This window comes from Streptomyces bicolor (assembly GCF_000719285.1).
Taxonomy (GTDB): Bacteria; Actinomycetota; Actinomycetes; order Streptomycetales; family Streptomycetaceae; genus Streptomyces; species Streptomyces bicolor.
Genome location: NZ_JOFS01000025.1, coordinates 60,228 through 80,382, shown reverse-complemented (window position 1 = coordinate 80,382; position 20,155 = coordinate 60,228). Strand labels below are relative to the sequence as shown.

The following is a 20,155-nucleotide window of genomic DNA, read 5'->3' as shown; positions in this document are numbered from 1 at the left end:
TCAGACCTCGAGGTCCTGCTCGATCTTCTTCAACTGGTGCCGGGCCATCGCCAGGTTGGCCCGCTTGCCGTCGAGGACCAGGTAGAGGAAGAGGCCGTTGCCTCCGCGCCCGGTGATCAGCCGGATCAGGTGGTACTGGTCGGTCAGCGTGATCAGGATGTCCTCGATGCCGCCCTTGAGGCCGAGGTGCTCCATCGTGCGCATCTTCGCGCGGACGACGTCGGTGTTGCCGGCGGCGGCGACGTTGAGGTCGAAGCCCTTGCTGCCGCCCAGCGTGCCGAGCGCCATCCCGCTGGTGTAGTCGACGAGCGCGACCCCGGTCGCGCCCTCGATGGAGGCGAGGCATTCCTTCAGCGTGGTCTCGGTGTTGGCCATGAGGTGTGGTCCTCTCAACTCTCGGTAGTGGTCCGCGCGTCGGCGGTGGTGCTACGTGCGGAACGTGCGGTTCTCGTGCGGGTGGGCATGGGTTTGGCGGCCTCCTTCGCGGAGCTCTTGGCAGGGCCGTTGCGCACCGGCTTCACCTCCGCGTCGACGAGCTCCCCGATGCGGGCAGCGGCACGACGGCCCTCCAGGTGCAGCCGGCCGACGTTGACGCCGTCCTGGGCGAGCAGCGTCAGCACGGCGGTGCGGCCCGCGGCATACGTCGCGACATAGCCGTCCGTCCCGCGCAGGAGCAGTTCGCGGAAGTCGCCCCGGCCGGTCGCGTCCGTCACCCGGATCGCGACGCCGAGTGCGGCGGCGGTGAGCGCGGCGAGTCCGTCCGGCTCTACGCCCGGGGTGTCGTGGGCGAGGACGAGGCCGTCCACGCCGGCCGCGAGCGCTCCGGTCAGCTGCGGCACCCGGGCTCTGAGCCGGCGGAACTCGTCGAGTATCGGGGCCTGGGCCGCCATCGGGTGTCTCCTCTCGGCGTCCTCGTCGGGTTTGCGGTCAAAGGGCCTCCAGCGCATCCCTGACCCTCTTCAGCAGCGCGATGTAGGGATCGGCGGCGTCGGGTGGGTGGTCGGCCACGGGCGACGGCTGCGAGGACACCAGCCCTGCCGCGGCCAGCCGCCGGATGTGCACCAGCGTGTGAAACGCCGGTCTGCCCAGCTCCCGCGCGATGTCCGCGGCCCTGCGAACGCCGTCCACCCGTTCCAGTACGGCGGCCTGCCGGGGCGGGACCGCGGGGGGCGCGACCGGGTCGGCGCGGATCAGGGGCGCGGCGTCCGTCGCCGGGTCGGGCCAGATGCGGCGCAGTAGGGCACGGCGGCGCAGCGTCTCGCGCTCCAGGTCGGCGACCGGCACGGGATGCAGGGAGGCGAGCCAGTGCGCGGCGCCGTAGCGGAAGCGGCCGGGCGTGCTGCTGGGGGCGAGGGCGAAGTACGCCGCGTCGTACAGCGCGCTCACCTGGGCCAGCTCCAACGCGCCCGGGGTGACGCCGTGCTCCAGGAGCCGCCCCTCGTCGGCGCTGTCCTCGGCGTCCCGCCAGGTCGCGGCGTCGAGGGCGCCGTGCGCTGTGAGGAGCACCCCGAGGCCGGGGGCGAGCGGGCTCTCGGCGTGCACGACCCGGCCCTCGACCAGGTGCAGCGTGCCGTGCTCGCGGGCCAGGACGCCGGTGGCCCGCTCCTCGGCGAGCCGGGTCAGCATGGGCGAGACGCAGCCCGGGCTGCGCTCACCGGCCGACGTCCGGTCCCGGACCGGCAGCCGGGGTGGCGGCGTGGTTCCGACCATGGTCATGCCAGCACCAGCCGCTCGGCCATCTCGCCCAGCCGGATGCGGGCCAGCGCGAGGTTGCCGTCCGCGCGGGCCAGCCACAGGTACAGCACCACGCTGCTGTCGAAGGTCGTCGGCACGAACCGCAGCACGTGGTAGCTGTCCCGGTTGCTGAGGATCACGTCCTCGACGGGCGGGTCCGCCGCGCCGGCGCCGTCGTCGGGCCCGAACGTATGCTGCTCGGCGGCGAGCCGCGCCAGCTCCGCCGCCTCGGCGGCCGCCGTCTCGTGGTCGCCGCCCGGAGGGTCGCCCACGGTGCCCAGGGCCAGCCCGCTGGTCCAGTCGACCAGCGCGGCGCCCCGCGCACCGGGCAGCCGCATCGTCTCCAGCAAGCACTCGTCGATTCCGGGCACCGTCGCTCCCCTCCCGCCTGGGGTTCGGCTGAGTGACGGCCAAACTACGCAACGTGTGTGCGGCGAGTGAGTGTTCGGGCATTTTCCAGTGGAACATGCGCCGAGTGGCTAAGGTGGGTCAACTGAGCCCGTTTTCACGTCAGTTGATCGCGTATGGCGTACTGATCCGCGTCGGCCTACGTCAACGGCGCTTCGGCGCGGGCAGGGTGGTGAGCGACGTCGCGTGCGCCCCTCCTGATTCGGCCACGATCTCGTCGAGCGACTGCGGCTCCCGCACCGTCGCGAAGGCGATGCCCCCGGCGTCGTCCGGCGCGAATCCGTAGATGCCGGGCCGGGCAAGCGAGTTGTAGGCGTAGTGGTGCGCGAAGTAGTACGCCCCCGTGTCCAGCGCCGCCGCGAAGTCCCCCTGCTCCAGCAACGGCAGCGCGGCCCCGGCGGCCAGCAGGTCGCCCGAGAAGCAGGCCGGCCCGGCCACGTCCTGCACCACGGCCGGACCCACCTTCGGGCGCCCCTTCCCGTCGTACGCGGCGATCCGCAGCGGCCAGCTCCCCGGCACGTACACCGTCCGCGTCGCGACCTGCACGCCCGCGTGCGTCACCGCCACCGGACGCCCACCCGCGCTCTTGGCGTACTCGACCCGCGCCACGACCGTCCCGTGCTTGGCCAGCAGCGAGCGCCCGAACTCGGTGACCAGCCCGTACCGCCCGTCGAACAGTCCCGGCACGGCCTCGCTCAGCAGCCGCGCGTACTGCGCGTACGTCGGCGCCGTCGCGTCCGACGCGAAGTTCACCGGCAGCCCGCCCCCGATGTCGACCGTGTCGATCTGTCGCCGGCCGATCCGCCGGTTGATCTCCTCGGCGAGCGCGTACGTCTCCGCGACGCCCTGGGTCATGAGCGACAGCGGGATGCCCTGTGAGCCGGTGTGCGCGTGCAGCCGGGTCAGCCACGGACGGTCCGTGTACGCGCGGATCACCCACTCCCGCGCGCCCTCGTCCCGCAGCGCCACCCCGAACTTCGAGGTCGCCGTCGCCGTGGACGTCGCCTCGATGGAACCCCCGCCGAGCTGCGGATTCACCCGGATCCCGAGCGGGGAGCGACTGGTGGCGGACCTCATCAGACCGTCGATGCGGTCCAGCTCCTGCGGGTTGTCCGCGTTGACCGCGATGCCCAGCGTCAGCGCCTCGCGCAGCTCCGCGGGTGTCTTGGCGGGCGAGTCCAGGACCGTCATCTCCGGGCTCAGCCCCGCCGCCCGCGCCAGCGCCAGCTCACCCGGGCTGGCCACCTCCGCGCCGATGCCCTCCTCGCGCAGCAGCCGCAGCACCGGCACCAGCGGGGTCGCCTTCACCGCGAAGGCGTGCAGCACGGGCGTGCCCGGCGCCGTCACCGCGGCGAACGCCGCCCGCAGTGCCGCCGCCGACTCCCGGATGCCGGTCACGTCGAGCAGCCCGACGATGGGGGAGGCGGGCCCGAGCAGCCCCTGCTCCACGGCGGCGCGCACCGCCTCGTCCCGCCGGACGGCCCGGTCGGCGTCCCACGCCGGAATCTCGGTCCCGTTCTCCACTCGGTTGCTCACAACATCCCCCGTCATGTCGTTGCACGAGCCCATGCATCCAGCCAAACACCCGCGACGCGCGAGCGCTGGCGCACGAACGTATTGACTAGTTCTATTCAGGCGGCCAGGATGTGAATATCCACCTCAACAGTTCGCAGTCACAGTCCGCTGGGAGGCAGACCATGTCAGGACCCCGCCCCGTCCGAGCGCCGCGCGGTACGGAACTGAGTGCCCTGGGATGGCAGCAGGAAGCCGCCCTGCGCATGCTGCAGAACAACCTCGACCCCGAGGTCGCCGAGCACCCCGACAAGCTCGTCGTCTACGGCGGCACCGGCAAGGCGGCCCGCGACTGGCGCTCCTTCGACGCGATGGTCCGCACGCTGAAGGGCTTGAAGCAGGACGAGACCATGCTCGTCCAGTCCGGCCGCCCGGTCGGCGTCATGCAGACCCACGAGTGGGCCCCGCGCGTCCTCATCGCCAACTCCAACCTCGTCGGCGACTGGGCCAACTGGGAGGAGTTCCGCCGGCTGGAGCAGCTCGGGCTGACCATGTACGGCCAGATGACGGCCGGCTCCTGGATCTACATCGGCACCCAGGGCATCCTCCAGGGCACCTACGAGACGTTCGCCGCCGTCGCCGCGAAGAAGTTCAACGGGACCCTCGCCGGGACGATCACCCTCACCGCCGGTCTCGGCGGCATGGGCGGCGCCCAGCCGCTCGCCGTGACCATGAACGACGGCGTCGCGATCTGTATCGACTGCGACCCGCGCGCCATCGAGCGCCGCATCGAGCACCGCTACCTGGACGTGAGGGCCGACTCGCTCGACCAGGCGTTGCAGCTCGCCACCGAGGCCCGCGACGCCCGCCGTCCCCTCTCCATCGGCGTCCTCGGCAACGCCGCCGAGCTCGTCCCCCAGCTCCTCGCGATGGGCGCGCCCATCGACATCGTGACCGACCAGACGTCCGCCCACGACCCGCTCTCGTACCTGCCGCTCGGCGTCGACTTCGACGAGATGGCGTCCTACGCCGCCAAGGACCCGGCGGGCTTCACGACCCGGGCGCGGGAGTCGATGGCACGGCACGTCGAGGCCATGGTCGGCTTCATGGACGCCGGTGCCGAGGTCTTCGACTACGGCAACTCGATCCGTGGCGAGGCCCAACTCGCCGGGTACGACCGGGCGTTCGCCTTCCCCGGTTTCGTCCCGGCCTACATCCGCCCCCTCTTCTGCGAGGGCAAGGGCCCCTTCCGCTGGGCGGCCCTCTCCGGTGACCCCGCCGACATCGCCAAGACCGACAAGGCGATCCTCGACCTCTTCCCGGAGAACGAGTCCCTCGCCCGCTGGATCAAGATGGCCGGCGAGCGGGTGCACTTCCAGGGGCTGCCCGCGCGCATCTGCTGGCTCGGTTACGGGGAGCGGGACAAGGCCGGCGAGCGCTTCAACGACATGGTGGCGAGCGGCGAGCTTGCCGCGCCGCTGGCCATCGGGCGCGACCACCTCGACTGCGGTTCCGTCGCCTCTCCGTACCGCGAGACCGAGGCCATGCTCGACGGGTCGGACGCGATTGCCGACTGGCCGCTGCTGAACGCGATGGTGAATGTGGCCTCCGGTGCGTCTTGGGTGTCCATCCACCACGGTGGTGGCGTGGGGATGGGGCGGTCCATCCACGCCGGGCAGGTGACGGTGGCCGACGGCACGAAGCTGGGCGGGGAGAAGATCCGCCGGGTGCTGACGAACGATCCCGGGATGGGTGTCATCCGGCACGTGGACGCCGGTTACGACATCGCGGAGTCCGTCGCCGACGAGCGCAACGTCCGTGTTCCGATGCGCGAAGGTGACGACGCGTGACCTTCCACAGCATGTGGGCGGAGCTGCTGCCGCTGGGCCGCAGCTCCGCCTCCGGCGGCTACCGCCGCTTCGCCTGGAGCGGAGCCGACCTCGACTGCCGGGCCTGGTTCAAGGAGCAGGCCGAGGCGCGCGGGCTTGCCTACGAGGTGGACCGGAACGGGAACCAGTGGGCCTGGGTCGGGGACCCCGCCGCCGGGGACGCCGTGGTCACCGGGTCGCATCTCGACTCCGTGCCGGACGGGGGCGCCTTCGACGGGCCCCTCGGTGTCGTGTCCTCCTTCGCCGCGCTCGATGAACTGCGCGGCCGGGGCGTGGACTTCGCGAAGCCCCTCGCCATCGTGAACTTCGGCGATGAAGAGGGGGCCCGGTTCGGGCTCGCCTGTGTCGGGTCGCGGCTCACCGCCGGGCAGCTCAGCGTCGAGAACGCGCACCGGCTGACCGACGGGGACGGCGTCAGCCTGCCCCAGGCCATGGAGGCCGCCGGATACGACCCCGACACCATCGGTGCCGACCCCGAGCGGCTGGCCCGCATCGGTGCCTTCGTCGAGCTGCACGTCGAGCAGGGCCGGGCGCTGGACCTGTCCGGCGACCGCGTCGGCATCGCCAGCGCCATCTGGCCGCACGGCCGGTGGCGGTTCGACTTCCGGGGCGAGGCCAACCACGCGGGGACCACGCGGCTCGTGGACCGGCGTGACCCCATGCTGTCGTACGCCGAGACGGTGCTGGCCGCCCGCCGGGAGGCCGAACTCGCCGGTGCCGTCGCCACCTTCGGCAAGATCGCCGTCGAGCCCAACGGCGTCAACGCCATCCCCTCCCTGGTGCGCGGCTGGCTCGACTCCCGGGCCGAGGACCAGACGAGCCTCGACCGGGTGGTCGGCGGCATCGAGAAGGCCGCCCGGGAGTACGCCCAGGCGCACGGCATCGACCTCGACGTCGTCCGGGAGTCCTTCACGCCCGTCGTCGAGTTCGACCACGCCCTGCGTGACGAACTGGGTCGCATCCTCGGCAAGGAAACCGACCTCACCGTCCCCGTCCTGGGCACCGGTGCCGGACACGACGCCGGAATCCTGTCCGGGAGCATCCCGACCGCCATGCTGTTCGTACGCAACCCCACGGGCGTCTCGCACTCCCCGGCCGAGTTCGCAGCCGAGGACGACTGCGTGGCCGGGGTCCTCGCACTCGCCGACGTACTGGAAGGGCTGGCCTGCAGGTGACCTCGAAGACCTACTGGCTGGAGCACGCCTGGCTCGACACCCACGTCGAGCCGGGCGTCGCCCTGACCGTGTCCACAGGCGGCTCCGCCGCGGGGCAGGACGGCCGCATCACCGCCGTCCGGACCGACGTCCCCGCCCCACCCCCCGGCGCCGAGATCCTCCGAGGGCTCACGCTCCCCGGACTGGCCAACGCCCACTCGCACGCCTTCCACCGTGCCCTGCGCGGCACCGTCCAGGTCGGCTCCGGCACCTTCTGGACCTGGCGCGAGGTCATGTACGCCACGGCCGCCCGGCTCACCCCGGAGACCTACCACGCCCTTGCCCGCGCCGTGTACGCCGAGATGGCGCTGGCCGGGATCACCGCGGTCGGCGAGTTCCACTACGTCCACCACGCGCCGGGCGGCACCCGGTACACCGACCCGAACGCCATGGGCGAGGCCCTCGTCGCGGCCGCCGCCGAAGCCGGTATCCGCATCACCCTCCTCGACACCGCCTATCTCTCCTCCGGCTTCGGACAGCCGCCCAACACCCACCAGCTCCGCTTCTCCGACGGCGACGCGGAGGCCTGGGCCGAACGCTGTTCAGTTCTCAAGGAACAGGATCACGCGCGGATCGGTGCGGCCGTCCACTCCGTACGGGCCGTGCCCGCCGACCAGTTGGAGACCGTGGCGCGGTGGGCCGAGGAGCGGCGGGCCCCGCTCCATGTGCACCTGTCCGAGCAGACGGCCGAGAACGAGGCGTGCCTGGAAGTCCACGGCTGCACCCCGACCCAGCTCCTCGCCCTGCACGGCGTGCTCGGGCCCCGCACCACCGGCGTCCACAACACCCACCTCACCGCCGAGGACATCTCCCTGATCGGCGGCAGCGGCACCGGCACCTGCATGTGCCCGACCACCGAACGGGACCTCGCCGACGGCATCGGGCCGGCCGTCGCCCTGCAGAACGAGGGCTCCCCGCTCTCCCTCGGCTCCGACAGCCACGCCGTGATCGACCTGCTCGAAGAGGCGCGCGCGATGGAGCTCAACGAGCGTCTGCGCACCCGCACCCGAGGTCACTGGACGGCGGCGGCCCTCCTGCGGGCGGCCTCCGCCGACGGCCACGCGGCCCTCGGCTGGGACGACGTGGGCACCCTGGAGCCGGGCGCTCGCGCCGACTTCGCGACGATCGCGCTGGACTCGGTCAGGACGGCAGGGCCGCTTCCGCGGCTCGGGGCCGAGACGGCCGTATTCGCCGCGTCGGCAGCAGACGTGTCGCATACCGTCGTGGCAGGTCGGCACGTCGTACGGGACGGGGTCCACACCCTCGTACCGGATGTGCCGAAAGCCCTCGCTGACGCCGTCGAAGCCCTGCGCGGATGACGGCGGGCCGCGCGCCTGTGCGGCCCGACCCGGCCTCCGCCTCCGCCCCGGAACCCGACCCCACCGCCGACCAGGCAACCAAGGACGCCATGAGCAACGCGACGACCGTCAGCCCCGCCCACTCCGCGAGCACCGCAAGCACGCTCATCACCAACATCGCCGCCCTGGTCACCAACGACCCCTCCCTCGGTGACAATTCCCCCCTCGGACTGATCCAGGACGCGGCCGTCGTCATCGAAGGCGACCGCGTCGTGTGGACCGGTGATCAAAGCAAAGCACCCGCCACTGACAATCGGGTCGACGCAGGCGGCCGGGCGGTCATCCCGGGCTTCGTCGACTCCCACTCGCACCTCGTCTTCGCGGGCGACCGGACGCAGGAGTTCAACGCCCGGATGTCGGGGCGGCCGTACAGCGCGGGCGGCATCCGTACGACCGTCGCCGCCACCCGCGCCGCGAGCGACGAGGAACTCGAAGCCAACCTCACCCGTTACCTCACCGAGGCCCTTCGCCAGGGCACGACGACCTTCGAGACGAAGTCCGGCTACGGCCTGACCACCCACGACGAATCCCGCGCCCTGCGCATCGCCGCCGCCCACACCGACGAGGTCACCTACCTCGGCGCCCACATCGTCTCGCCGGACTACGCGGACGACCCGGCGTCGTACGTCGCCCTCGTCACCGGCGAGATGCTCGACGCCTGTGCGCCGTACGCCCGTTGGATCGACGTCTTCTGCGAGAAGGGCGCCTTCGACGGCGACCAGGCCCGCGCGATCCTCACCGCCGGCAAGGCCAAGGGCCTGCACCCCCGCGTCCACGCCAACCAGCTCTCCTACGGCCCCGGCGTCCAACTGGCCGTAGAACTGGACGCCGCCAGCGCCGACCACTGCACCCACCTCACGGACGCCGACGTCGACGCCCTCGCCAACAGCCGTACGGTCGCCACCCTCCTCCCCGGCGCCGAGTTCTCCACCCGCGCCCAGTGGCCCGACGCCCGCCGCCTCCTCGACGCGGGCGTCACCGTCGCCCTCTCCACCGACTGCAACCCGGGCTCGTCCTTCACCTCCTCCGTCCCCTTCTGCGTCGCGCTCGCGGTACGGGACATGGGAATGACCCCGGACGAGGCGGTGTGGTCGGCCACGGCGGGCGGCGCGGCGGCCCTGCGCCGGGACGACATCGGCCGCCTGACCCCGGGTGCCCGCGCGGACCTGCTCCTCCTCGACGCGCCGAGCCACGTCCACCTGGCCTACCGGCCGGGCGTTCCGCTGGTCAGCGGGGTGTGGCGGCGGGGACTGCGGGTCGTCTGATCAGGAGGCCCCGGCCAGCCACCGCTGATCCTCCCGCCCCGCCTCCGGCTCCAGGGACAGCCATGTGTCGCCGCCCGGTGTGAGCGCGTGGTCCGGGGCGATGCCAGGACGGATCACCCCGCGGGAATCCACCGCGAACCTCAGGTTCTGCCCGTTGCTTCCATGGACGGAGTCGCACGTCCAGATCCCGACACCCCGGTACGTCGAGCCCCGGCTGTCCAGGCAGTAGTCGGGGTAGGCGTACGACTGCAGCACGCCGCGTTCGGAGTCGACCCGCCACCGCTGGTCGCGCGAGGACGTGCAGGTGGCCGTGACGACGTCCGTGCCGTTCTCCGGGGCGCCGTCGATGTCCAGGCACAGCCTCGAGCCGACGTTCACGACCTGGGCGTAGGTACTGCCAGGCGGGTACGTGGGGGAGGGCGTCGGCTTCGGGCGCGCCGTCTTCGTCGGCGTCGAACTCCTCGTGGGCGCAGGAGACTCGGAGCTCCGCGACGGCGACGGCGACGGTGAGGACGAGCGCGAGGGCGAGGGCGAAGAGGCCGACGGCGTCGCCGACACCGTGGCCGTCACCGTCACCGCCACCGGCGGCGCACTCACCGCGGTGCCGACCGAACCCACCGGATCCTGCGACGACGACGAACCGCCCTGCGCCACCAGGAAGAGCACCAGCGGCAGCAACGCCACCCCGGCCGCCGCCGACACCAGCACGACCCGGCCACGGTCCGGCGGCCAACCCCGCTCAGGCCACCCCCGCTTCGGCCGACTCCTGTCCACCGCAGCGCCGGAGACCGCCCGATCTCCTGCCCCAACCCCCGCATACGCCGCCCCGCCCCACGGCAGCAGCCCCTCCGCCAACGCCGTGCGCGGCGCGTCCCGCAGGGCCGACAGCTCCTCGTACGCGGTCGTGCAATGCGGGCAGCGCGCCATGTGGGCGTGCAGGTCGGCGCTGTCACGAGGGCTGTCCGGACGTACCGACTCCTCGATGAGACGGCCGAAGTCGGGGCAGTCGACGTCGTCGGAGGCGGCGAGGCGGGTGCGCAGGCAGGCGCGGGCCAGCTGCTGCAGCGCCGGGTCGATGCCGTACGTCACGTCCTCGCGGGTGAGGCCCAGGAGAGCGGCCGTCCGCTCCACCGGCTCCCGTTCCACCACGCCGTACCAGAGCAGCCCCTGGGTGCGCGACGACAGTGTCTGGAACGCCGTGAGCATGGGCGGGACCGGGCCGGACGGGCCCGTCGTGTTCAGCACGAGCAGCAGGCCCGCGTCGAGACCGGCGGCGCGCTCGTCCGTGGCCCATGTCCCGGCCGACCGGGCGGTCAGCAGCAGGAGCCGGTGCCGCCAGGGCAGACCCGGGTCGACGCCGCGCGCCGTCTGACGGGCCGCCAGTGTGAACGCCTGGGCCGCCAACTGCCGTGCCGTGGAGGCGTTCGGGGTGCACAGGCGCGCGTAGGCGAGCACGGGGGCATGGTGGCGCGCACGGAGTTCCTGGAGCGCCGCGTATGCGGTGGCCGTGTCGGCGCGCAGCAGTTCGGTGAGGCGTGCGTCGGACGCGCCCGTGTGGATCCCCTCACCACGGTCCCCACCGTCATCGGCCCGAGCCATCCGCCTGCCTCCTTGCAGCCGTGCGACCCGTCCGGAGTCCTGACCTACCGACGGGTATGACGGCTCATAGTGGAGGAAGTGAAGCCATGGGGAAAGGGTTTCTGGGGGTAACCATGTGCGACCCGTGGGCTGAGCAACCCGTGGGCTGACCCGTCGGCGCCGGCGACAGTCGACGCGAACGCACTGTGCCCGGTGTCCTGCCGACCGAATTCGGCGGGGCACCGGGCACAGTGCACGTCAGCGGGAAGGAGACGCCGCTCCTCGACGCGTCATTCCTCGACCGTCAGCCCCTTCCGGAGCCGGATCAATGTGCGCGACAGCAGCCGCGACACATGCATCTGCGAGATTCCCAGTTCGTCGCCGATCTCCGACTGGGTCATACCCGCGACGAACCGCAAGGAGAGGATCTTCCGGTCCCGGGGCGGGAGTTCCGCGATGAGCGGCTTCAACGACTCGACGTACTCGATGCCTTCGATGCCGTGGTCCTCGTAGCCGATCCGGTCGGCCAGCGCGCCCTCGGCGTCGTCCTCCTCGGGCTGGGCGTCCAGCGACGAGGCGGTGTACGCGTTCGACGCGGCCATGCCCTCGACGACCTCGTCGTTGGTCAGACCGAGGCGCTCCGCCAGTTCCGCCACCGTCGGTGCGCGGTCCAGCTTCTGGGCCAGCTCGTCGCCGGCCTTGGCCAGGTCGAGCCGCAGTTCCTGCAGTCGGCGCGGCACCCGCACCGACCACGACGTGTCGCGGAAGAAACGCTTGATCTCGCCGACGATGGTCGGCATCGCGAAGGTGGGGAACTCCACGCCACGGCTGAGCTCGAAGCGGTCGATCGCCTTGATCAGGCCGATGGTGCCGACCTGGATGATGTCCTCCATCGGCTCGCTGCGCGAGCGGAAGCGGGAGGCGGCGAACTTGACCAGGGCGAGGTTGAGTTCGACGAGCGTGTTGCGGACGTACGAGTATTCGTGGGTCCCTTCCTCCAGCGACTCCAGCCGCTCGAAGAGGGTCTTGGACAGGGCCCGCGCGTCCACCGGCCCCACCTCGTCGAAGGGAGGGATGTCCGGAAGCCCGGCGAGGACGTCGTCCTGCTCGAATTGCTCGAAGGCCTGTTCGGAACCTACGTCGCTGCTGCGCTCGATGGGATCCAGATGTTCCGGTCGGGGTGCCGACGTCGCGTTCGGGGTATGCGATGCGTCGAGCCGGGGTGACATGATGTCCTCCATCGTTCTCGGCATATGGCTGCCGAAGCCTGTGCGTGCACTGCGGTGTGCGGCGCCTCCAAAGCCGGCCGAGTCGGTTACGTGTCTCTACTAGCCCTACCCGCTTTCGTGAGCCCACCGCAAGTGCGCTCTGTTCCGAAATGTCCGTTTCTGGGTGGATGTTCGGGTGTTGGAGGGCGTAGGGAAGGCGTAGTGTTCGAGAGCGTCAGTCAGCAGTCACGACGTCGGGAGTGAGACACGGCATGGACCGCGGGACCGTCGGCAGCGCACAGTCTGGCCGACTTCTGGTCGAGGTGCGGGAAGAGGGTTCCAGCGCCGTCGTGACCCCGGCGGGTGAGTTGGATCACCACACGGCCGATTTGTTGCGTGAGCCACTCGAGGACTGCCTCGACAAGGGCTTCAGCCGGCTGGTCGTCGACTGCTCGCGGCTGGAGTTCTGTGACTCCACGGGGCTGAACGTGCTGCTCGGTGCGCGCCTCAAGGCGGAAGCCGCCGGCGGTGGGGTGCATCTCGCGGGCATGTTGCCCGCCGTTGCGCGTGTGTTCGAGATCACGGGGGCATCGGCGGTCTTCACGCTCCACGACTCGCTCGACGCCGCCCTGGCCGACGGGGTCGACCAGGCCGACAAGCCGGGCTGACCTCCCCCGCCCCTCCCTGCATCGGACGTCACATCATTTGTGCCGAATACGGGGGTGTTCCCTCGGCCCGGTCGGGCAGGAGACACCCTGAACCTGTCGGCTGTGATGTCGGCCACCGGGGGCGTGGGGACTGTGACCGACGTATCAGGCAAGGACCATGTACTGAGGTACTGACTCTGCGTACTGACTCGTGAATTGTGTGAACGTTGAACTGCTGAATCGGTGAATCGGTGAGGTGAAGCGCTGATGAGCACCACCCGGCCTTTCTCGCCGGGCGACCGCGGCCATGAGCCCAGCGGCGCTTCCGGGGCGTCCGAGGGGCCTTCCGGGGCATCCGGCGGGCCCGAGTCGTCCGCCGAGCCGCCTGCGGGACCCCAGGTCCGGCGGCTGGACTTCGAGGGCCAGAGCGGGGTCGTCCCGCTCGCCCGCGACTTCGCCCGCCAGGCGCTGTACGCGTGGGGCTGGCTGCCCGCCGCGACCGCCGACCAGCGGGCCGCCGCCGAGGATGTGCTGCTCGTCGTCTCCGAGCTGGTCACCAACGCCTGTCTGCACGCCGAGGGACCGGACGAGATGCGGATCGCCTGCGACAACAAGGTGATCCGCATCGAGGTCTCCGACAAGGGCACGGGCCAGCCGGCGCCCCGCACCCCGCACCGCGCGGGCCGCCCCGGCGGCCACGGCATGTTCATCGTGCAGCGGCTGTGCCTGGACTGGGGGGTCGTACGGACCCCGGGAGTCGGTGGCAAGACGGTGTGGGCGGAGCTGGGCGCACCGGCGTAGGGCGCCCGTCCGGCCGCGGGGGAAAATCGGTTCCCTCCCGCTGACGTGCTCCTTTACCCTCCCTGTAACGCGCTGACGGAGACAAGTAACCCGGGTCCGCGAGCCGAGAGAGCCGCCGATCGCTGTGAAGGCGGCCTCGCGCCCAGGGCGAATCCACTCCCGAGTGCGGGGAGGAAATGCCCCGCCGGCCGGCCCCCGTCATCGGGCCCGAACGAGATCGCCGTACGGCCTTGCGGTCGTCGTACGGCGGTGAAGGCGTGGTGGCACCGCGAGCACCCTCTCGCCCACGCCCCGAGGGACCACCCCGGGGCGGCCCGTGCCGCTCCGGAGGCGAGCCGAGCCGATAAAAGGAGCCGGAGCGCGCATCATGCTCGACGTCACCCTCATCCGAAACCACCCCGAGCAGGTCCGCGACGGCCTGCGCAAACGCGGCCTGGACGCCGACATCCCGGCCTTCCTCGCCCTGGACACCGAGTTCCGTGAGGCCCGTACCGCCGTGGAGCGGCTGCGCGGCGAGCGGCGGCGGATCTCGGCCGAGATCGCCGCACGGCGCCGTACGGACGCACCCGCGGACGAGCTCCGGGGCGAGGCCAGGCTGCTCGCCGACCAACTGGCCGCGGCTGAAGCCGACTTGGCCGAGCTCGCGCAACGGCACCAGGAGTTCCTCGACGGTCTGCCCAACCTCCCGGACGACGACGTCGTCGCGGGCGGCAAGGAGAACAACCAGGTCGTCGGGGCCGTGGGCAGCCCACCCGAGTTCGGCTTCGCCGCCAAGGACCACGTGCGACTCACCCAGGATCTCGGCCTCGTCGACCACAAGCGGGGTACGGCACTCGCCGGCAACGGCTACTGGATCTACCGGGGCGACGGCGCGGCCCTGGAGTGGGCGCTGCTCAACCACTTCCTGGACGCCCATCGCCGGGCGGGCTACGAGTTCGTGCTGCCGCCGCATCTGCTGACCTACGAAGCGGGCTATACGGCGGGCCAGTTCCCGAAGTTCGCCGACGAGGTCTTCCGCACGGACGACGGCCACTTCCTGCTGCCCACCGCCGAGACCGCCCTGGTCAACCTCCATCGCGGCGAGACGCTCGACGAGCGCGAGCTGCCGCGCGGGTATGTGGCCTACACGCCCTGCTACCGCAAGGAGAGCGGCAGCCACCGCACGGCGGAGCGCGGGACGCTGCGGGGCCATCAGTTCAACAAGGTCGAGCTGTTCCAGTTCACCCGGCCGCAGGACTCGGACGCCGCGCACCGGGAACTCCTCGCCCGCGCCGAGGAGCTGGTGGCCGGACTCGGCCTGCACTACCGGGTCACCCAGCTCGCCGCCGGGGACACCAGTCCCGCCCAGGCCAAGACGTACGACGTGGAGGTCTGGCTGCCCAGCCTGGGTGCGTACGCCGAGGTCAGCTCGGTGTCGAACGCCCGCGCCTACCAGGCCCGGCGCGGCGGCATCCGCTACCGCCCGGAGGGCGGAGGCAAGGCGGTCCACGTCCACACCCTCAACGCCTCGGGACTCGCCACCAGCCGCCTGCTGCCCGCGATCCTGGAGCAGCACCAGCGGGCGGACGGGACGGTGGCCGTCCCGGAGGTGCTGCGGCGGTGGGGGCTGCCCGAAGTCCTGCGCCCGGCCTGACCCTGCGTTACCAAGGGTCACCCCCTCCACTCGGTGCACGCCGGATCGCCACAACTCCGGCGTGCACCGTGTCTTCCTTCCTCAGGGCCCCGGGCGTACCTTGACGGCCGATCTGATGTGCCGTCAGGAAAGAGGGGACCGTGTCGAAGCAGAAGCGAACCGCCGCGCTCGCCACCGTCGCGGCCCTGGCCGGATCGGCGGTGCTGATGGCCGCCCCCGCGGCCCGGGCCGAGGTCGTCGACGTCAACTACGCCTGCAAGACGCCGATCGGCGACAAGAGCGCCGTCTCGCCCATCGACATCAAGGGCGTCAAGAGCGGCAGCGGCTACAAGATCACCATGTCGTGGCAGAAGGGCGTCTCGTCCAGCCCGGTCGAGCTGGGCAAGGGCGCGATGAACCCGAGCGCCACCATCAAGCTGGGCGGCACCGACAGCGGCACCATGTCCGTCACCGGGCCCGCCAACCAGGAGGCGATTCCCGCCAACACGCCCATCAAGATCAATGACCTGACGGGCACGTACACCCCGAAGAAGACCGGCAAGGTCACCTTCACCGCGGGCATCCTCACCATCAAGGCGCTCGGCACGACCACCACGTGCACGCCGACCAACAGCCCCGGCCCTTCGCTGACCCTCGACGTGACGGCGGCGGGCGGTGGAGCGGGAAGCGGAGGAACCCAGAGCGGCTCCGGTTCCGGTGACGAGCTGCCGCAGACCGGACCCGAGGACTCCGCCATCGCGCTCGGCACCCTCGGCGGCACGGTCCTGCTCGCGGGCGCGGCGGGTGCGCTGTGGCTCACGCGGAGGGGGCAGACGGTACGCCGCTGACCGGTTTTCGTATCACCGCTGGAGCCGCCGATGTCGTCAGCCGCCCGTGTCCTGTGCCTGTCCCTGCTGCTTCCGCTCGTGCCGGCGGTCGCCCCCGTGGCGGCCGCCGCCGACGGGTGGTCCCTCGCGCCCTCCGGCGGTGGGCGACCGTCCGTCTACGGCGAGGGCCCGGCGGGGACGGTCCTGCAGGACACGGTGTCCGTGACCAACCCGGCCGGCGAACCGCTCACGGTCCGACTGCACGCACCCGGCGTCACGTTCGCGGACGGCACGGTACGCGTCCCCGCCCGCACCCGCGCCGATGTTCCCTTCGCGGTGACCGTCCCGACCGCCGACCGCGCCGTCGAGATCGTCGCCCGCGACACGGACGGCACCGAACGGCGCGTGCGGATGCAACTCCGGGTGACCGTCCCGAAGCTGTCGGCGCTGACCGTCGAGCACGTGACGGTGACCGGCGACCGCATCGCGTACGAACTGGTCAACCGCGGTACGACGCCCCTCGCCCCGAGGCTGGCCGTGCACGCCGACGGCGTCTTCGGCCCTGTCCTCGACCGCGCCCCGCGCACCCTCCCCGTCGGCCTCCCCCCGGGCAGCCGCACCAAGCTCACCGAGCCGTGGCCCGACCGCCCCGCCTTCGACGCGGTCGACGTCCGGCTGACGGTGACGGCGGCGGGCGGCGCGGGCGACACGGCGCAGGTGTCGGCGCGGTTCGTGCCGTGGGGTGCGGTGGCGGGGGCCGTGGGGTGCGCGGGGGCGCTGCTGGGCGCCTTGTTCGCCGTACGACATCGAAGGCGGCGTAAGTCGTACGACGGCGAGGAGCCCGAGGCTGAACGGCTGGACAAACAGGGCGAGTTGACGGGAGCGGGGACGTGAACGGCAGGGTGCGGATGTCAGTGTTGCCGGCCATGGGGGCTGTCGCGGCCGTGCTGTCCGTGCTGGCGCTGCTGTTGGCGCCGACCCCCGCCATGGCCGCCGCTGACCCGCCCACCGTGAAGCTCTCCAAGTCCCAGGCGGGGACCGGCGGTTCGATCACCGTGACCGGCGACGGCTGGCGGCCCAAGGCGCTGCTGATGCTCCTGATCTGCGGTCAGTCAGTGCCGTCGACCGGCGTCACCGGCGGCACCAACTCCTGTGCCAACGCGGACGGCAGGGCCGTGACGACGGACGCCGAGGGGCGGTTCAGCCGTAAGCTGCCGGTGGCCGAGCCGCCCGTGCCGTGCCCGTGCGTCGTGCATGTGGCGACGGTGACCGGGGCGAAGGCCGAGGCGGACGCGATCTTCCAGGTGGCCGGACACGCGGTCGAGCCACTCCCCGCGGAGCCGGCGGGTGGACGCCTGTCGGTCCTCACCGACACCCGCCTCGACGGCTCCAGCGGCCTGCTCACCTGGTTCGGCGCTCCGCCCGCCCGCACCCTCGTCTTCACCGTCGGCAACGTGGGCACCTCGGCAGTGAAGAACCCGGTCTTCCAGGTCGGCACCTCCCACGGCGTGTTCGCCCCTCAGTGGCAGGAACAGCAGTGGCGCGGCACGATCCGGCCGGGCGGAAAGGCTCGCATCGAACTGCCGGTGGAGCTCGCCGCCGGGGCGCACGGCGACTACACGGTCTCCCTGAAGTACGGCGGCAAGGTGATGGCCGAGCAGCCCTGGGGCGTGGGCAGGCCCTGGGGCGTGACGCTGTTCTGGGTCCTGGTCTGCCTGGTCGTGCCGGCGGCGCTGTTCCGCGTCGGGATGGCGGTGGTGGACCGGGTACGGCCCCGGCAGACGTCCCGGCGCCGCGGCTTCCGTATGCCCGAAGTGGCCCTGCGCATCCCGGGGCTGAAGCCCCGGGCGGGGGCGAGGCACGCCTCGCCCGCACCCTCGACCCTGCCGTGGTTCAGCCCGGACAACGACCCGGGCACGGCCGGTCGGCTCTCCGCACCGCACGACAACAGCCCGACGAGTCCTACGACTCCCACCAGGAAGGGACCCCCGTGAGCAAGCGAAGGAGAGTCATACCGGTCGGGCCTCGGAGCCCCAGAAGCCCTCGGAGAGCGACCGCGGCCGGCGCCGCCCTGATGCTCGGCGGCGCGGGCGTGCTGCTCGGCGTGGCGGCGGCGCCCGCGCAGGCCGCCGAGGTGGCGTACGCGACCGAGTGCATCCCGCCCGCGATCTCCGGGCTGCCGCCGGTCCAGGGCACGACCAAGGTGGAGATCACCGCGCCCGCCGAGGCGAAGGTCGGCGACGAGGTGGAGGTCGTCTGGAAGTTCGTCCAGGCGGCGTCCAAGAACCCGAACATCCTGGACCTGGAGGCGAACACGGTCCAGCCGACCGGCACCCTGAAGGCGGCCGGTGCGCAGACGGCGGACGTCGCGATGCAGGGGCCGCGCGAGAACCCGCCGATTCCCAAGAACACCGACATGAAGCTGTCCGACATGAAGGGCAAGCTGAAGCTGACGGCGCCGGGCGAGGTGACGCTGACGCCGGACGCGTACAACATCAACGTCAACAAGCCGATCTCGACGGACACCAAGTGCACGCCGAAGGAGACGGTGAAGCCGGCGGCGACGATCAAGGTGACGGACGCGGGCGGAGGCTCGGGCGGTACGACGGGAGGGTTGCCGACGGTCGTGCCGACGCTGCCGACGGGTGTGCCGACCGATCTGCCCACCGGGCTGCCGACGGGTTCGTCGAGCCCGACGCCCACGGCTCCGACGCCGAGTGAGAGCGAGACGGGCGGCGACACCGGCGGTTCGGACACCGGTGGCGGCAGCGGCGGCGGTGACGGCGGCCAGAGCGACTTCACGGGCAGGGAGGTCGAGATCCCGTACGAGTGCAAGACGCCCATCGGCGACAAGAACGCGACCTCGCCCGTCCAGATCAACGCCAAGAAGAACGGCGGCAGTTTCGATCTGACGGTCCAGTTCAAGAAGTCGGTGATGGACAGCCCCGCCGACATCCCCAAGGACTCGGTCAAGCCGTCCATGGAGGTCGTCCTGGGCGGCGCGGACAAGGGCACGGTCCACGTCGAGGGCCCGACCAACTCCGAGGACATCAAGGCGGGCGACCCGATCGAGATCCCCGACCTCACGGGCACGTACAAGCCGGGCGCGAGCGGCGAGTCGACGCTGTCGCCGGGCGTCCTGACGGTGAAGGCCCTGGGCACGACGACGACCTGTACGCCGACGAAGACCGAGGTGTCCCTGACCCTGGACACGACGGAACAGGCGAGCGGGGCCTCCGGCGGTTCAGCGGGGGGTTCCGCCGGAGGCTCGTCGACGGACGGTGGCTTGGCGGCGACGGGTGCGGAGGAGCACGGCTCGCTGAAGGCGCTGGGGTTGGTGGCGGGGACGGCGCTGCTGCTGGGGGGAGCGGTGTTCACGTTCATGCCCAGGCGGAGCTAGGGCGTTGTGGCGGACCCTGCTCCGGAACATCTCCGAGCAGGGTCCGCGTCTCCTCGTCACATCCTGTGATCCAGCCGTAAATGCGTCCGCATCAGCACGTTCGCGTCGGCCACCGCGCTGTGGTCGTACGCCCTCCGTGCCGCCGCCCGCTTCGCCGCGAGTGCCCGGCAGGACTCACAGCCGTCCACGGGTTTGGGCGAGCGGCTCACGTCGAACGAGGGGTACGGCGACTGCTCGGTCACGGCGCACACCCCTTTCCGACGCTCCAGTGCTCCCGCAACTCCCGTTCGCACGTGTCGGCTTCGGCCGTCCGGCCCGCCTCTCTCGCGGCGTCGCGCTGAGCCAGTAACGCCCCGCACACGTCACAGGCGGGCGGCGGCGGGGGCGCCGCCGTCCATGCCGGACGCGTGGTCACGCCGACCACCGCGCGAGCGCCGTCTCCAACGCACGCAGCACGGCGGGTGTCGGCCGCGCCCAGCCGCCGGGTGGCGTCCAGGCGGCGGAGGAGCGGTTCGGGCGCGTGCGGCGGGGGAGACGGGGGACGCGGGAGAGGGTCGTCGGCGTCATGGCTCACTCCTTGAGGCTCGTTTCCTGGAACGCCTGTGCTGTGCGCAGTCGCTGGATTACGCTGCGTGTTCAGGTGGCAGATACGAGCATGCCGTGCCCGGGACGCGAAAAGGCAGTTGGGACGCGCTAGTTCCA

The 20,155-nt window shown here is 71.8% G+C and carries 20 protein-coding genes; 11 read left to right on the top strand and 9 right to left on the bottom strand.

Annotated features, from left to right (window positions below; genetic code table 11):
* From IF78_RS0129170 to IF78_RS0129150, 5 genes are all read right to left on the bottom strand, one after another.
* On the bottom strand, positions 1–375 hold the full coding sequence (locus tag IF78_RS0129170) for a roadblock/LC7 domain-containing protein (RefSeq protein WP_031481329.1): 375 nt from the start codon (positions 373–375) through the stop codon (positions 1–3).
* Between the two features lie 14 nt (positions 376–389).
* Positions 390–890 carry a roadblock/LC7 domain-containing protein gene (locus tag IF78_RS0129165; RefSeq protein WP_031481327.1) on the bottom strand — a complete coding sequence of 167 codons (501 nt, stop codon included), beginning with the start codon at positions 888–890 and terminating at the stop codon, positions 390–392.
* Positions 891–927: 37 nt separating this feature from the next.
* Positions 928–1,716, bottom strand: coding sequence for a hypothetical protein (locus IF78_RS0129160; protein ID WP_031481325.1), 789 nt, complete (start codon positions 1,714–1,716; stop codon positions 928–930).
* Entirely contained in the window at positions 1,713–2,105 is a 393-nt protein-coding gene (locus IF78_RS0129155) for a hypothetical protein (RefSeq protein WP_031481323.1), read from the bottom strand. Before IF78_RS0129155 ends, IF78_RS0129160 begins: the two co-directional genes overlap by 4 nt.
* Before the next feature lie 181 nt (positions 2,106–2,286).
* Positions 2,287–3,711: a type III PLP-dependent enzyme domain-containing protein gene (locus IF78_RS0129150; protein ID WP_031481321.1), complete on the bottom strand. Its 1,425-nt coding sequence runs from the start codon at positions 3,709–3,711 to the stop codon at positions 2,287–2,289.
* A 128-nt stretch (positions 3,712–3,839) separates the two neighbouring features.
* On the opposite strand from IF78_RS0129150, the gene hutU reads away from it, so the two are divergent.
* The 4 genes from hutU to hutI are packed head-to-tail and all read left to right on the top strand — an operon-like array spanning position 3,840 to position 9,380.
* A complete protein-coding gene (gene hutU / locus IF78_RS0129145) occupies positions 3,840–5,504 on the top strand; it encodes a urocanate hydratase (RefSeq protein ID WP_031481319.1) in 1,665 nt (554 codons plus the stop codon).
* Entirely contained in the window at positions 5,501–6,718 is a 1,218-nt protein-coding gene (locus IF78_RS0129140; RefSeq protein WP_031481317.1) for an allantoate amidohydrolase, read from the top strand. The genes hutU and IF78_RS0129140 overlap by 4 nt, the downstream gene beginning before the upstream one ends.
* A complete protein-coding gene (locus IF78_RS0129135) occupies positions 6,715–8,076 on the top strand; it encodes a formimidoylglutamate deiminase (protein WP_031481315.1) in 1,362 nt (453 codons plus the stop codon). Before IF78_RS0129140 ends, IF78_RS0129135 begins: the two co-directional genes overlap by 4 nt.
* On the top strand, positions 8,073–9,380 hold the full coding sequence (hutI, locus tag IF78_RS0129130; protein ID WP_031481313.1) for an imidazolonepropionase: 1,308 nt from the start codon (positions 8,073–8,075) through the stop codon (positions 9,378–9,380). Before IF78_RS0129135 ends, hutI begins: the two co-directional genes overlap by 4 nt.
* On the opposite strand, the gene IF78_RS0129125 is transcribed toward hutI, so the two are convergent.
* Together IF78_RS0129125 and IF78_RS0129120 are read right to left on the bottom strand one after the other, a co-directional pair.
* Positions 9,381–10,979, bottom strand: coding sequence for an RICIN domain-containing protein (locus tag IF78_RS0129125; protein ID WP_031481311.1), 1,599 nt, complete (start codon positions 10,977–10,979; stop codon positions 9,381–9,383).
* Between the two features lie 269 nt (positions 10,980–11,248).
* Positions 11,249–12,199: an RNA polymerase sigma factor SigF gene (locus tag IF78_RS0129120; protein WP_031481309.1), complete on the bottom strand. Its 951-nt coding sequence runs from the start codon at positions 12,197–12,199 to the stop codon at positions 11,249–11,251.
* Positions 12,200–12,438: 239 nt separating this feature from the next.
* Here IF78_RS0129120 and IF78_RS0129115 point away from each other — a divergent pair, with 239 nt between their 5' ends.
* From IF78_RS0129115 to IF78_RS0129085, 7 genes are all read left to right on the top strand, one after another.
* Positions 12,439–12,834: an STAS domain-containing protein gene (locus IF78_RS0129115; RefSeq protein ID WP_031481307.1), complete on the top strand. Its 396-nt coding sequence runs from the start codon at positions 12,439–12,441 to the stop codon at positions 12,832–12,834.
* A 246-nt stretch (positions 12,835–13,080) separates the two neighbouring features.
* Positions 13,081–13,614 carry an ATP-binding protein gene (locus IF78_RS0129110; RefSeq protein WP_031481305.1) on the top strand — a complete coding sequence of 178 codons (534 nt, stop codon included), beginning with the start codon at positions 13,081–13,083 and terminating at the stop codon, positions 13,612–13,614.
* A gap of 367 nt (positions 13,615–13,981) precedes the next feature.
* The gene (serS, locus tag IF78_RS0129105) at positions 13,982–15,247 is read left to right on the top strand and encodes a serine--tRNA ligase (RefSeq protein WP_031481303.1); all 1,266 of its coding nucleotides are present in this window, start codon (positions 13,982–13,984) and stop codon (positions 15,245–15,247) included.
* A 140-nt stretch (positions 15,248–15,387) separates the two neighbouring features.
* Positions 15,388–16,074, top strand: a complete 687-nt coding sequence (locus IF78_RS0129100; protein ID WP_031481301.1) for an LPXTG cell wall anchor domain-containing protein — start codon at positions 15,388–15,390, stop codon at positions 16,072–16,074.
* Positions 16,075–16,104: 30 nt separating this feature from the next.
* Positions 16,105–16,947: a hypothetical protein gene (locus tag IF78_RS0129095; RefSeq protein WP_031481299.1), complete on the top strand. Its 843-nt coding sequence runs from the start codon at positions 16,105–16,107 to the stop codon at positions 16,945–16,947.
* A gap of 32 nt (positions 16,948–16,979) precedes the next feature.
* On the top strand, positions 16,980–18,047 hold the full coding sequence (locus tag IF78_RS0129090; protein ID WP_037641520.1) for a hypothetical protein: 1,068 nt from the start codon (positions 16,980–16,982) through the stop codon (positions 18,045–18,047).
* Positions 18,048–18,127: 80 nt separating this feature from the next.
* Positions 18,128–19,453, top strand: coding sequence for a hypothetical protein (locus IF78_RS0129085; protein WP_031481295.1), 1,326 nt, complete (start codon positions 18,128–18,130; stop codon positions 19,451–19,453).
* A 56-nt stretch (positions 19,454–19,509) separates the two neighbouring features.
* Here IF78_RS0129085 and IF78_RS43975 read toward each other — a convergent pair whose 3' ends face one another.
* Both IF78_RS43975 and IF78_RS48575 read right to left on the bottom strand, forming a co-directional pair.
* Positions 19,510–19,695, bottom strand: a complete 186-nt coding sequence (locus IF78_RS43975) for a hypothetical protein (protein WP_199921402.1) — start codon at positions 19,693–19,695, stop codon at positions 19,510–19,512.
* A 169-nt stretch (positions 19,696–19,864) separates the two neighbouring features.
* Complete coding sequence (locus tag IF78_RS48575) at positions 19,865–20,020, bottom strand: hypothetical protein (protein WP_158751528.1); 156 nt, start codon at positions 20,018–20,020, stop codon at positions 19,865–19,867.
* Positions 20,021–20,155: the final 135 nt, after the last annotated feature.